Below are 13,866 nucleotides of genomic sequence, written 5' to 3'. Positions count from 1 at the left end.
AGCAGGACTGGCCACACAGGAAAACCTTATGACCACCAGTATTGCCGTCGACCCGGTCACGGATACGGGATTCTTCGGCCACCCCAGGGGCCTGTTCGTTTGCTTCGCCACTGAACTGTGGGAACGCTTTTCCTTCTACGGCATGAAGTACCTGCTGCTGCTTTACCTGACCAAGTACCACCTCTTCAGCGACGCCAACGGCCTGGATGTGCTCGGCGGTTACGCCGCGCTGGTATTCGCCACGCCGGTCATCGGGGGCCTGCTGGCAGACCGTTACCTGGGAATGCGCAAAGCGGTCATTTTCGGTGGTCTTCTGCTGGTGCTGGGTCACCTGGGTATGGCCGTGGAAGGTGAACAGGCGCGCCAGGTGGGCGACCAGATTGTCAGGGACACCGCCGCCCTGCAGGTCTTTTACCTCTCGCTGGCGCTCATCGTCGTGGGTGTCGGCTTTCTCAAACCGAACATTTCCACGATTGTGGGCAGGCTATACACCGAGGATGACCCGCGCCGGGACTCCGGCTTTACCATCTTCTACATGGGTATCAATCTGGGCGCATTCGCCGCTACCCTGCTGTGCGGCTACCTTGGTGAGACCCTCGGCTGGGCCTACGGATTTGGCGCAGCCGGCATTGGTATGCTGCTGGGACTGGTTACTTTTATCACCGGCCAGAAACACCTGCATGGCCACGCAGAACCACACGACCCGCAATCACTGAAAGAAAAGTCGCCCATAGGCATCAACCGCGAGTGGACGATATACCTGAGTGCCATTGCAGGTGTCGCGGTTATCTGGCAAATGCTGCAATTCCACGCAGCCGTGGGCCTGACCCTCAACCTCATGTCAGTCGCCGTGCTGCTGGGTCTGACCTGGTTTGTGACGACCCAGTGTGACGTCGTCGAGCGGCAGCGAATGATCGCCCTGGTGATACTGACCCTGTCCACCGTTGTGTTCTGGGCACTGTTCGAGCAGGCCGCGGGCTCCATGACGCTGTTCGCAGACAGGGTGATGGACCGCAAAATCGTTGGCCTGGAGCTCACCGCCGCGCAGTACGGTTCCCTCAACTCCCTGTTTATTTTCCTGCTTGCGCCGATTTTCGCCTGGCTGTGGACTGCGCTGGGGCGCCGGGGGTTGGAACCCAGCACGCCGGTTAAGTTCGCCCTCGGTATTGGCCAGGCGGGCCTTGGCTTTGGTGCGCTGGTACTGGGCGCCGCCAACCCAGATCAGGCAGGCATGGTTACCGGCTACTGGATGGTGCTGGCCTACCTGTTGCACACCAGCGGCGAACTGTGCCTTTCGCCGGTCGGCCTCTCCGCTGTTACCAAGCTGGCGGTTCCCCGCGTGGTCGGGGTGATGATGGGCGCCTGGTTCCTGGCGACAGCCTATTCCGAATTTGTCGCCGCCCAATTGTCCAAGCTCGCCGCTATCGAAACCAGCGGTGGCAGTGTCAGCGACGTAAACGCAGCCCTGGCGAGCTACACCACCCTGTTCAGTGATCTGCTGTATTTCGGCCTTGGTTTTGCGGTTCTGCTGTTGCTGTTATCCCCGCTGCTGCGCAAGATGATGCACGGAGTGCACTAATCACCAGATCAAGTCTTGGCAAAGTCGCCTCTATCCCCTTACATTGAAACCATAAACTAGAACAAACAGGGGACATTGACGCGAGGTGAACAGGTTTAACCTCACGTTCTGGGGCGAAATCCTGCCGGGCAAGGATCCGGAGCAGGTAAAGGCTCGTTTTGCCAGGCTTTTCGATATCACCGACCCCGAGCGCCTGGAACACTTTTTCACCGGCGAAACAATCATTCTGCGTCGCAACCTCGATCGCAAAGTCGCAGGCGAGTACTACCACAAACTCCACAAACTGGGCGTCGAGGCCGAGTTGGTCAAGGTGACCGGCGAGGTACCCCTGGCCGAACCCGCCAGCAACAGCAACAACACCGAATCCGACTGGGAAATCGCCAGGCAGCAGGCCGAGCGCGAGGCACTGCAGAGAAGAAACCGGGAAGCGCAGCAGCGAAAGGAGGCCAGCAACCAGGCCGCGGAGAAAAAGCGCCAGGCCGAAGAAGCTGCCCAGCGCAAGGCAGAACAGGAAGCCGAACGCAAACGCAGCGCCGAGGAAGCCGCGCGACACAAAGCCGAGCAGGCGGCGGAGAAGAAGCGCCAGGCCGAAGAAGCTGCCCAGCGCAAGGCAGAACAGGAAGCCGAACGCAAACGCAGCGCCGAGGAAGCCGCGCGACGCAAAGCCGAGCAGGCGGCAGAGAAGAAGCGCCAGGCCGAAGAAGCTGCCCAGCGCAAGGCAGAACAGGAAGCCGAACGCAAACGCAGGGCCGAGGAAGCCGCGCGACGCAAAGCCGAGCAAGCGGCGGAGAAGAAGCGCCAGGCCGAAGAAGCTGCCAAGCGCAAGGCAGAACAGGAAGCCGAACGCAAACGCAGGGCCGAGGAAGCCGCGCGACACAAAGCCGAGCAGGCGGCGGAGAAGAAGCGCCAGGCCGAAGAAGCTGCCAAGCGCAAGGCAGAACAGGAAGCCGAACGCAAACTCAGGGCCGAGGAAGCCGCGCGACACAAAGCCGAGCAGGCCGCGGAGAAAGAGCGCCAGGCCGAAGAAGCTGCCAAGCGCAAGGCAGAACAGGAAGCCGAACGCAAACGCAGGGCCGAGGAAGCCGCGCGACGCAAAGCCGAGCAGGCGGCGGAGAAAAAGCGCCAGGCCGAAGAAGCCGCTCGCATCAAGGCTGAGAAGCAGGCCGAGAAACAACGCAAGGCGGAGGCAGCCGCACGAAAGAAAGCGGCTGAGCAGGAAAAACGTCGCAGGGCGGCCGAGGCGGCGGCAAAGGAAAAGGCCGCAGCGGAAGCGCAACGCAAGCAGCGCGAGGCAGAGCAAAAAGAAATCCGGCGCAGGCAACGGGAAGCGGAACTGGCGGAGCAGGCCAGACAGGAGCAGGCGCGCCACCGGGCAGAGGAAGAGGCTCTGCGTCGGGAACGGGAATTGGAAGAAAGAGCCATCGAGCGCGGCGCCAGGGCGCTCGCTGAATCGAACGCTATCAAGGCAACACAGGCCAGTGTCAGATCACGACTGGAACTGCCTCGCCGCAACACGGCCTACCACTCGGGCAAAGCCAGCCACTCCCCGGCGGCCCCGAACCTGTATCGCCTGCGGCCATTTCGCAATACTGCCCAGGTCAGGGAGCGTCCCGCCATTGCCAGGCAAAAAATGCGCAAAGGCCTGCTGACCGGGATAACCGCACTCGCCCTGCTGCTAATCCTGCTGGGGCGGTTTGTCAGTCTTACACCGCCCGGGAACGTGGAAGGCCCGAGCGCGGTTGCCGCCAGCAGCGCCGGGGAGCTGGTTATCCTGGCGGGCAACGAATTACTGCTGCACGACCGTGCCGGGGTAAGCAGGGAATCTATCGTCGCCAGGGACCTGGGATTGACGGCACTGTCCCCTCCCCTCGCATACACCCCATCGGGGGATTTGCTGTTGAGCGCCAAATCGCTGGAGCATTCCTCAGCACAACCGCAGTTGTGGCAGTGCCAACTGGACGAAAGGCTTTGCACCCCCATCGCGCCAGCACTAGCGCCCGACGCACTCACCGTACATCCACTGACGGGCGAGCTGTTTGTTGCCAATATGGCAGGCCAGGCCCTGGCGAAGCTGGCCGCTGGCGGCGAGCTCATGGCTGACGCCGCGAGGCCCATTGCTGACCACCCGGTACTGCGCCTGGACGCGGGGTTGCTGTTTGTCAACGGCAGCGACGGGCCCGCGGTGTCGGTACTGCGCTATGAAGACCAGGCCTTTGGCCAACAACTGGACGAGATATTGCTGCTGCCACCAGCCGCCCTGGAAGCCGAGCAGACGCGAGTCTGGGACTTCGCCACCAGCGGCAGTCACTGGTGGGTGACTTTGTATAACCCGGGCAGTGGCGACAGTGGGCTGTATCTTTTCGACGCCAACTGGACATTCATCAGGCAATTGCCCGGCTCCCTGCCTGGCAGCCCCGGACAACTGCTTAACTGGGGTAACAAGATACTGCAATACCATCCCCAACAGGCGCAGATACTTCGGTTCAGCGCCACCGGCAACGCCGAGGTTCCACTGCTGTCAGACTCATTGCAACGTATGATCGACAGCAGGGCGGCAGAGCGTCGACTTGGGAACGCAGCCTGGTCAGTTGTCCTGATCCTGCTGACCGGGACGGTTATCGCCAGCCTCGCCTTCGCCTACCTGCAGGCTTCACGCGCCCTGGTCTACAAAAGCCGGCCTGCGCGCGGCGCCGCACCACTGGACGATATTGCCGACGATATCCACTGGGTCAATGCCGTCGCTGCCCGCAAGCAACAACTCAGACATGCCAATGTGGGTGTTGCCGTGCTGTCGCTGGCTGTCATCATTGTACTGATCGGGCTTGGCGTATCCCTTGCCACGCTGGTCGGGGCCATGCTGGCCTTGTGTGGACCGGTGGTTGCACTGCAGTTATTGCTGCGCAGTGAGCGCGAATACCTGGGTACCTGGGACGACCACCTGGTGGTGGTGGATCACCGCCAGCTGTACCAGCTGGCCAGCGGCGCCAGAATCCAGTATCGCGGTCCCTTTTTACTGATAGACGATGTGGTGATTTTCACCGGCACCCCCCTGTTGCCGGCAATGGACGGAAAGTCGATCAACCAGGAGGTGGCCCCCCTGGCCAGGGCGGGGGTCCGGGTTGATCGCAAAACCGTGCTCGTCAAACTACTGGAAAGCCGCCACCCCGTCGCCCGAGCGGGACAGGCGGTCGGTTTTTGCCTGGCCAGTGGCCTGCTGGTAATGATTCTGGGGCAACTACCCTGGCAGGGCTAGAGCCTCGGCGTGAATCAGATATACTGGGGCCCATGTCTTCCGGACCCGTACCAGCATGAGCGACTCCAGCGCCCCGCGCGTATCCCTATTCGTCACCTGCCTTGCCGACCTCATGCGTCCCTCCGTCGCTTTCGCCAGCATCCGCCTGCTGGAGCAGGCCGGTTGTATCGTCGATGTACCGCAACGGCAAACCTGCTGCGGCCAGCCGAGCTACAACGCGGGTGAATACGCATCCGCCTCCGTGCTCGCCAAACAGTTTATCGAGCAGTTCGAAGACGCGCAGTACGTGGTCGCACCCTCCGGCTCCTGCGCCGGCATGGTCTGCGAGCACTACCCGAAATTACTGGACGGGGAGTGGCGGCAACGGGCCCTGGCGCTGGCACAAAAAACCTATGAGCTGACCAGTTTCCTCTCTGACGTCGTCCAACTGGACAAAGCCCCTGCGGTGATGACCGAACTACCGACCATCACCTACCACGACAGTTGTGCCGGCCTGCGCGAGCTGGGCATCAGGGAACAACCCCGGGAACTACTGCGCAAACTGTGCCAGGTCGAAGTCAGGGAGATGCAACAAACTGAGGTCTGCTGCGGTTTTGGCGGCACATTCTGCGCCAAGATGCCGGAAATTTCCGCGAAAATGACCGACGACAAACTGCGCAACGCCACCGCTACCGGTGCCGCCATGCTCGCCGGCGGCGATCTCGGCTGCCTGCTGAGCATCGCCGGCCGTGCCCGCCGCCAGGGCATCGATATTGAAGTCCGGCATGTCGCGGAAATCCTGGCTGGCGAACTTTATTCCCCCGCTATCGGCGAGGGAGAGTAGTTCCGGTGGAATTGCAAAGCCAACATTTCACCCGTAAAGCGGTAGCTGCGCTGGCGGACGAAGCGGCGGCGGCACAACGTGACGCGATGGCCCTGTTTACCCCGGTTGTGCGCGAGGCTGCGGTACAACAGTTCGGTGATTTCGAAGCCCTGCGGCAGCATGTTAAACGCATTCGCCGGCATAGCCTGGACAACCTGGATTACTACCTGGCGCGCTTTGAACTGGAGGCCACCAACAACGGCAACCAGGTCCATTACGCGGATTCTGCCTCTGAACTCAACTCGATTGTCCTCGACATCTGCCAGCAGCACGACGCCCGTAAGGTGGCCAAGGGAAAATCCATGGTCACCGAGGAAACCGGCCTCAACGACTACCTGAAACGCGGTGGCCTCGAGGTGATCGAAACCGACCTGGGCGAATACATCATCCAGCAGGCGGGAGAAACACCCAGTCACATTGTCGGCCCGGCGTTGCACAAATCCAAAGAGCAGGTACGGGAACTGTTCCTGGAAAAGCATGCCCTGGGCGAACGCGAGCTGGAATCCATCAGCGACCTGGTTGGCGAGGCCAGATCAGTTCTGCGCGACCACTTCCTGCAAGCGGACATTGGCATCATTGGCGCCAACGCCCTGATTGCCGAAACCGGTTATTCCATGCTGGTGACCAATGAGGGTAACGGCGACCTCTGTGCCAACCTGCCCCGGGTGTTGATCATCTGCACCACCCTGGATCGGATACTGCCACGAGGGGAGGATGCGACCGCCGTACAACGGCTGCTGGTGCGCTCCGCGACAGGACAACCGCAAACCTGTTACACCAGTTTTTATTCGGGCCCCCGCCGGGAAACCGAGCTTGATGGCCCGCTGGAAACGCATATTGTGCTGCTGGACAATCAGCGCAGCGATATTCTCGCCAGCGACTACCGTGAGATGCTGCAATGTATCCGCTGCGGTGCCTGCCTGAATCACTGCCCGATCTTCACCGCCAGCGGAGGCCATAGCTACGGCTGGGTATATCCGGGGCCGATGGGCTCTGTGCTCACGCCGCTGCTCAACTCGCTCGAGGACACAGCAGCCCTGCCCAATGCCTGCACCAGCTGCGGCCGCTGCGCAGAAGTCTGCCCCGCAGATATCCCCCTGCCCGATCTGCTGCGCGACCTGAGGCACCAGCAAAGCCAGGAAAACATCGGTTCGCCGCGCTGGCGGATGGGATTACGCCTGCACGCCTGGGTGGCGGCCAGGCCCGGCCTATACCAGTTCCTGACCACCAGAGTCATGTCGATATTGAATAAACTGGGACGCAGGAAAGGCAGCTTCCACAAGCTCCCTTTCGCCTCGGGCTGGACCGATCAACGGGATTTCCCCAGCCCCCAGGGTGAGAGTTTCATGCAGCAGTACAAGGCCCGGAGGGACGATCGTGAGTAGTGAGAGCCGGTCCCGGATCATGGCCCGGGTGCGCCACGCCAGCCTCGGGCAGAATGCTGCCGCCATCGAGGCACAACTGGATGACTTTGGCGTCGCCCCGGCGGCGGAACTGCCCCACGATGACACCTGTGTCGCCTTCATGATCAATGTCCTGCGCAACCAGGGCAGCATCGATGTCGCCCCCCAGCGGGTCGATGTAGTAAAGGCAGTGGGCCAGTACATCTACCGGCACTACCGCAGTCACCGGCTGGTGGCGGGTAACGACCCCCATCTCGCCGCCATGCCCTGGCGCGATGGCGGCGTGCTGCCGCGCTTTGGCGAGATTGAACCGGGCGAGCCCGTCGCGCTCAGTTATGCCCAGTGGGGCGTGGCAGAAACCGGGGCCACGATATTCCTCAGCGGCAGAAATAACCCCGCTCGCAACAACCTGCTGCCTGAACACCACCTGGTGGTTCTCGATGTGAACCAGTTGCTGCCGGACCTGGAATCACTCTGGCAACAGCTTGAGCCGGCAATCACCGGAGCCGAGCGACCCCGGGCCCTGTTCTGTATTGCCGGACCATCCAGCACCGCGGATATCGAGGCGCAGCTCGTCTGTGGTGCTCACGGACCCAGGGCCTGGCATGTCATCCTGACCGGCGAGGTTCGCCAGGAGCAACTGGATACCGCCTTGGACGTTCTCTCCAGCAAAAAAAATCCCGGCGGCAGTTAAGGCTGCGGCCGGGAGGGTTCTGGCGCGAATCTACAGCGGCGTGTAGGCAAACTTCTGGCCGCCCAGGGCCGCTTCGTACATCAGCCCGCCCTTGGCGATGGTAAATATCGCCATGCCCTTGCGGTAACCGCCATGGCTCGTTCTGGCATTGTTCTGCCCTCCGCTGGCACCCGCGGCTACGCCACCACCGGTATTGGCCTCGGCGGAGACGCCGGCGGTAATCGCCACCGCTGTCGCCTGGGCGCTGAATTCAAAATGGCCGGTGGTGAACTCCCGGAATGCCCGCTGGTCTTCAAAGAAAATGATCTGGCTGAATGCCTGGCCGCCCAACTGCAGTCCCACGGTGAGCTGGGTCATGGTGGTATCACCCACATGGCGCCCGCCCACGTATACCCGACCCTTCCCGTGGGCGCCTCCGATACCGATGCCACCCTTGCCAATTGTGGGGAAAAGCGCATAGCCATAGGCACTGTCAAAATAGGCAGCACTGCCACCGGCGGACTTGAACGCCGCGATGGCCTTGTCATAACTGTCCTGTGCCCAGGCGCCCTGGCCCAGCAGCATCAGGAATGAAAGCAGGAATGTAAGCTTGAAAAGTCGTTGCATGCTAAACCTCTGAATGGGGAGAATAGGCCCCGGCATGGGGCACGCTATTGTCGGCAGCTACCGCGACCCGGTCAAGGGTGTCAGCCGGTGTTACGCATTCCCGCGGCGATACCAGCAATGGTTACCATGATGGCGCGCTCCAGCCGCGGCTCTTCCTGCTGCCTGTTGCGTTTGAGCAATTCCGCCTGCAGAAAGTTCAGGGGGTCGGTGTAAATATTCCGGAGTCGGATGGATTCCGCCGTCCAGGGCTGGTTTGCCAGCAACTGGTCGCTACCGTCAATTTCCAGCACCGTGGCCATGTCCGCCTGCAGCTGCTGACGCAGCCTCTCACCAATAAAACTCAACTCCTCGGGCACCAGCGTTTGATCGTAATAGGCTGACAGCTCCACGTCCGCCTTCGCATACACCATCTCCAGCATGGATAAGCGGGTGGCAAAGAACGGCCAGCTGGCCGCCATTTCGCCGATAAGCGCTGCCCTGCCATTGCTGCAGGCACTGGCAAGGGCCGCTCCCGCCCCCAGCCACGCCGGCAGCATGAGGCGATTCTGCGACCAGGCAAAAATCCACGGTATCGCCCGCAGGCTCTCTATGCCGCCACCGGCCTTGCGCCGTGCTGGACGGGAACCCAGGGGCAACTTGGCCAACTCCTGTTCCGGCGTCGCATGGCGAAAATAGGGCACAAAATCCGGTTCCTCGCGGACCACCGCCCGATAGGCTTTACAGGACTCGACGGACAGCTCTTCCATGACTTCCCGCCATTCCTTGCGCGGCGCAGGTGGGGTGCGCAGGTTGGCCTGGCAGATCGCCACCGTATAGAGCGCCAGGGTTTTGACCGCCAGCGAGGTCCAGCCCAACTTGGTGCGGATCATCTCTCCCTGTTCTGTTACCCGCAGGCCATTTTTCAGCGACCCGGGCGGTTGCGATAACAGCGCTTGGTGTGCAGGCGCGCCGCCACGGCCAATGGTGCCGCCGCGACCGTGAAACAGGGTCAGTTCTACCTCGTGATGCTTACAGACCTCCAGCAACTCTTCCTGAGCCCGGTACTGGGCCCAGGAGGCGGCCATCACCCCGGCATCCTTGGCGGAGTCGGAATAGCCAATCATCACCATCAGTCTGCCGCCGGTCTGGCCCCGGTACCAGTGGTTCTCGAGCAGATCCCCAATCACCTCGCGGGCCCTGGACAAATCGTCCAGGGTCTCGAACAGCGGGGCCACGGGTATCGGTTTCTGCACCCCGGCTTCCTGCAGCAGCAAATGCACGGCCAGGACGTCGGAGGCCTGTCTCGCCATGGATATGACGTAAGCTCCCAGGGCCTCCGGAGATTGTTCTGCGGCCACCGCACAAGTGTCCAGCACTTCCCGGACATCGGCGGAGGGCTGCCAGTGTCGCGGCACCAGCGGCCGGGTATTGCCCAGCTCGCGCAGCAGAAAGGCGCGTCGCGTATCCTCGTCCCAGTCGGCGTAATCGCCCAGGCCCAGGCAACGGGTAATCTCGGACAGCGCCTCCGTATGGCGGGCACTGTCCTGGCGAATGTCGTGGCGCACCAGGTGAACGCCAAAACAGCGCACCCGGCGCAACACATCCAGCAGGGTACGGCGGGCGATAATATCCATGCCGCAGTCCATCAGCGAGTGGTAGCAGGCCAGCAGAGGCTGCCACAGTTGCTCCTGGCACTGCAGGGTTTCCAGTTCCAGGGCGGGCTCGCCGCGCAATTGCGCCTCGATACTGGCGAGAGTGTCGCGCAATAAACTGCGCAGCTGGCGCAGGATGGCCCGGTAAGGTTCGTGGGCATCGCCCGCTAGCTGGCGCAAATCATCGCTGCAGCGAGTCATGGAGAGCTCTTCCAGCAACTGGGTGACATCTCCCAGGTACAGTTCTGCCGCCTGCCAGCGTGAAAGCAGCATCACTTCTCGAGTCACCTCGGCAGTGACATTGGGATTGCCGTCACGGTCACCGCCCATCCAGGAAACAAAGCTGACCGGAGCCGCCTCCAGGGGCAAAGCCAGGCCGCAGTGCTGCTCCAGGGCTTCGTCCAGGCGTCGCAGAAATTCCGGAACAGCGCGCCACAGGGACTCCTCTACCACCGCGAACCCCCACTTGGCCTCGTCCACCGGGGTGGGACGCTCTCGGCGAAAATCATCGCCGTACCAGATTTGCGCCACCAGTTCCCGCAGCCGCAACTGCAACTGGGATTGCTCCCGCGATGTCAGGCCGCCCAGTTCCAGGCGGGCGAGGCACTCCCCGATCTCACTGTGTTTGTGAATCAGGGTGCGCCGGGTGATTTCGGTGGGATGGGCGGTAAGCACCAGTTCGATTTTGAGGGCGGAGATTGCCTGCTCGATGTCGGCAATCGCTACGCCCTCTTTCCGCAATTCCCCCAGGCTGTTACTGAGATTCCGGGAGGCGGACAATAATGGGTCCATTTCCCGGGAAACCAGGTGATGCTGCTCGGCAATGTTAGCGAGGTTCAGGAACTGGGCGAACGCCCTCGCCACCGGCACCAGCTGGTCGTTATCCAGCGCACGCAGCTGCTCAAGCAGCTGTGCCTGGTCCTGCCCGGAACCTTCACGGGCGCCCTTGGACAAACCGCGAATCCGTTCGATCAATTCGAGGAAGTCATCACCCTCGGCGCTGGCCATGGTGTCGCCCAGGATGCGCCCGAGCTCGCTGACATTGCTGCGCAGCGAGCTGTAATCAGGTTGTGGTCCAGAAGTGGTCACCAGGCGTCGATTCTCCCCAGCAGATCGCAAACCCTGGAGGAATAGCCCCATTCGTTGTCGTACCAGTTCAGCACCCGCAGATAGCGATCCGCAGTGACCCCGCTAAAACCCGCGTCGTAGATTGAGGAGTGGGAATTGCCGATGATATCGGAGGAAACCACGGGCACATCACTGTACTGCAGAATACCCATGAGCCGCTCGGATTCGGAGGCTTCGCGCACCACCGCATTGACATCGTCGACGGTTACCCGCTTGCCCAGTTTGACGAACAGGTCAACCACAGAGCCGTCGGGCACAGGCACCCGCGCCGCGATTCCGTGCAACTTGCCCTGCAGCTGGGGCAGCACTTCCCCCACCGCCTTGGCAGCACCGGTAGAGGTTGGAATGATGTTCTCGGCGGCAGCGCGACTGCGGCGCCAGTCCGAGTGCGGCACATCGGCAAGCCGCTGGTCGTTGGTATAGGCGTGCACCGTGTTGATGACCCCTTCCTCGATACCAAAGGCATCATTGAGCACTTTCGCCATGGGCGCAAGGCAGTTGGTGGTGCAACTGGCATTGGAAATAATGCGGTGCTCTTTATTCAGCCCATCATCGTTGACACCCAGCACCACGGTGTAATCCACCGGGTCCTTGGACGGCACGGTCAGCACCACGCGCCCTGCCCCGGCCTGCAGGTGCTGCATCAGTTGCTCTCTGGCGCGGAACACACCCGTAGCTTCCACGACCACATCGACGCCCAGGTCTCCCCAGGGAATATCAGCCGGGTTGCGCTCGTTGGTCAGCTTTACCCGACCCTTGTCCGTCACGAAGTGATCATCCTCGAGTTTCAGGTTCTTGCCGAAGGGGCCCATCACCGTATCGTAGCTAAGCAGGTAGCGCAGGGCGTCGTTATCGAACAGGTCATTGATGGCTACGACATCCACACCTTCCACGTTTTCGAGAATCCGAAAGACCGAGCGGCCTATGCGACCAAAACCATTGATACCGACTCTCATTACGCGGCCTCCTGTTGCTGATCCAGCTTGCTGTAGAGCCTCACCACGTCCAGCAGGCGTGCCGCGTGACCCAGGTTTTCATACCAGCTGAGGGTTTTAATGGTGTTGCTGCCGGCCTTGATCGTGCCCTTGGTATCAAACAGTAGCGACAGCGGGCTGCCAATCACGTCGGACGAGACAATCGGGTCCTCGACCACACCGATGATTCCGGGGCTGCCGGCCGCTGCGGCACGCATGGCCTCGTTCACCGACTCCGCGTCGACCGAGCTGTCAGCCATGACCAGGTTGACGTCCAGCAGACAGCCTTCCTGCACCGGCACGTTGAGCGCGTAAGTGAGGATCTTGCCGTCGAACTCAGGCAGGATGTTGCCTAACCAGAGGCTGGCCTCATGGCTGTTGGGAATGATGTTCTTGGCGGCGGAACGGCTGCGACGAAAATCTGACCCGGCATAGTCCTGCAGCGCCTGGTCCGAGGTAAACGCGTGAATAGTCGTCATGCTGCCACACTCAATCTTGAAGCTGCCCGCCAGGCTGTGCAGCAGCAAAGCCAGGGCGCTGGTGGTGGCCGAACCGGCAGAGATCATCCGATCGTCTGCACTGGCGCTATACTCATTGATTCCGGGAATGATAATCCGGTCTATATGATCGGTGGGCAGTGTGCGCAGCAGCACCCGCGGCGCACCGTTCGCCAGATGATCCTCCATACGCTCACGGTCACGGTATTTACCGGTGGAATCGATAACGACGTCGACGCCAAAAATGTCCCAGGGCATCTCCGCAGGTCGATCGATTTCCATTAGCCGGGCACGACAGCTTTCGTTGACCAGGAAATTACCCTCCAGGCGATGACGCCCCGGCTGCTCAACCTCGGAACAGAGCAGGTAGTGGAGAATTTCCGGTTTGCCGATATCGGCAATGGCCACCACTTCAACATCGTCGCTGTGAGAGGCAAGCTCAAATATCTGCCTACCGGTCTGGCCGAATCCCATAATACCCACCTTGATGGGGCCTCGCTGAGTCATCTTTGTTCTCCTCAATACGGCTCTTGTTAGCTCATGGCCTCGCGGGCCAGTCGTTCGATTTCATTCCAGCGGCCATTGTCGACCAGGTCGGCGGCCACCATCCATGATCCACCGCAACAGACCACATTGGGAAGCGCCAGAAAGTCGCGAAAATTGTTCGGCCCAAGGCCGCCAGTGGGACAGAATTTCATGTTCGGGAAAGGACCCCCCAGCGCCTTGAGCATGGCCTCACCACCCACCACCGTGGCGGGAAACAGCTTGCACACCGACATACCATAGTCCATCGCCCGCATGACGTCAGATGCAGTGGCCACCCCGGGTATAAACTGCAGCGGCGCCTCGGCAGCGGCAGCCAGCAGCTGGTCGGTACCTCCGGGGCTGAGGGCAAGCGAGACCCCGGCCGCGACAACCTGCTCCAGTTCCGTCGGGTTGGTGACGGTGCCGGCGGCCACCAGCATTTCCGGCACCTCCTGTCGCACTGCGGCGATAGCGTCCAGAGCGGCGTCGGTACGCAAAGTGATCTCTATCGCCCTCATCCCGCCGGCCAGCAGCGCCCGTGACAGGGCGACGGTAGAGGCTGCGTCCCTGGCGGTTACCACCGGGAGCACTCTGAATTCGGCTAGATTATGGTCTCGCATGGCGCGCCTTAATGAAATTTTATTACATTTTGCAAACTCTAGACCCAAATTCGCCTGACTGCAAGCCCACGGGAAAATAACTGCCGGTCGTGCT

10 protein-coding genes are annotated in these 13,866 nt (G+C 61.4%); 5 read left to right on the top strand and 5 right to left on the bottom strand.

From position 1 onward, the window contains the following. Nucleotides 1–28 precede the first annotated feature (28 nt). The 5 genes from E2F43_RS08115 to E2F43_RS08095 all read left to right on the top strand — a co-directional run bounded on the left by E2F43_RS08115 (nt 29) and on the right by E2F43_RS08095 (nt 7,791). Entirely contained in the window at nt 29–1,579 is a 1,551-nt protein-coding gene (locus E2F43_RS08115; protein ID WP_133211523.1) for a peptide MFS transporter, read from the top strand. Between the two features lie 85 nt (nt 1,580–1,664). Further along, the gene (locus E2F43_RS19030) at nt 1,665–4,832 is read left to right on the top strand and encodes a hypothetical protein (protein ID WP_165954242.1); all 3,168 of its coding nucleotides are present in this window, start codon (nt 1,665–1,667) and stop codon (nt 4,830–4,832) included. Between the two features lie 55 nt (nt 4,833–4,887). Beyond that, nucleotides 4,888–5,655, top strand: coding sequence for a (Fe-S)-binding protein (locus E2F43_RS08105; protein ID WP_133211521.1), 768 nt, complete (start codon nt 4,888–4,890; stop codon nt 5,653–5,655). Nucleotides 5,656–5,660: 5 nt separating this feature from the next. After that, nucleotides 5,661–7,079 (top strand): LutB/LldF family L-lactate oxidation iron-sulfur protein, encoded by a 1,419-nt coding sequence (locus tag E2F43_RS08100; protein ID WP_133211519.1) that lies wholly within the window; start codon nt 5,661–5,663, stop codon nt 7,077–7,079. Further along, nucleotides 7,072–7,791 (top strand): LutC/YkgG family protein, encoded by a 720-nt coding sequence (locus E2F43_RS08095; RefSeq protein ID WP_133211517.1) that lies wholly within the window; start codon nt 7,072–7,074, stop codon nt 7,789–7,791. Before E2F43_RS08100 ends, E2F43_RS08095 begins: the two co-directional genes overlap by 8 nt. Nucleotides 7,792–7,821: 30 nt before the next feature. Here E2F43_RS08095 and E2F43_RS08090 read toward each other — a convergent pair whose 3' ends face one another. From E2F43_RS08090 to eda, 5 genes are all read right to left on the bottom strand, one after another. After that, complete coding sequence (locus E2F43_RS08090; RefSeq protein WP_133211515.1) at nt 7,822–8,397, bottom strand: lipid-binding SYLF domain-containing protein; 576 nt, start codon at nt 8,395–8,397, stop codon at nt 7,822–7,824. Nucleotides 8,398–8,477: 80 nt separating this feature from the next. Then, nucleotides 8,478–11,117, bottom strand: a complete 2,640-nt coding sequence (ppc, locus tag E2F43_RS08085; RefSeq protein ID WP_275259599.1) for a phosphoenolpyruvate carboxylase — start codon at nt 11,115–11,117, stop codon at nt 8,478–8,480. After that, nucleotides 11,114–12,112 (bottom strand): type I glyceraldehyde-3-phosphate dehydrogenase, encoded by a 999-nt coding sequence (gene gap, locus E2F43_RS08080; RefSeq protein ID WP_133211511.1) that lies wholly within the window; start codon nt 12,110–12,112, stop codon nt 11,114–11,116. Before gap ends, ppc begins: the two co-directional genes overlap by 4 nt. Next, nucleotides 12,112–13,134: a type I glyceraldehyde-3-phosphate dehydrogenase gene (locus tag E2F43_RS08075; protein ID WP_133211509.1), complete on the bottom strand. Its 1,023-nt coding sequence runs from the start codon at nt 13,132–13,134 to the stop codon at nt 12,112–12,114. The genes gap and E2F43_RS08075 overlap by 1 nt, the downstream gene beginning before the upstream one ends. A 26-nt stretch (nt 13,135–13,160) precedes the next feature. After that, complete coding sequence (gene eda, locus E2F43_RS08070; RefSeq protein WP_133211507.1) at nt 13,161–13,772, bottom strand: bifunctional 4-hydroxy-2-oxoglutarate aldolase/2-dehydro-3-deoxy-phosphogluconate aldolase; 612 nt, start codon at nt 13,770–13,772, stop codon at nt 13,161–13,163. Nucleotides 13,773–13,866 lie beyond the last annotated feature (94 nt).

The organism is Seongchinamella unica, from assembly GCF_004354085.1.
GTDB classification, from domain to species: Bacteria; Pseudomonadota; Gammaproteobacteria; order Pseudomonadales; family Halieaceae; genus Halioglobus; species Halioglobus unicus.
The sequence above is the reverse complement of the archived record's forward strand: the minus strand, read 5'-3'. Positions and strand labels throughout refer to the sequence as shown.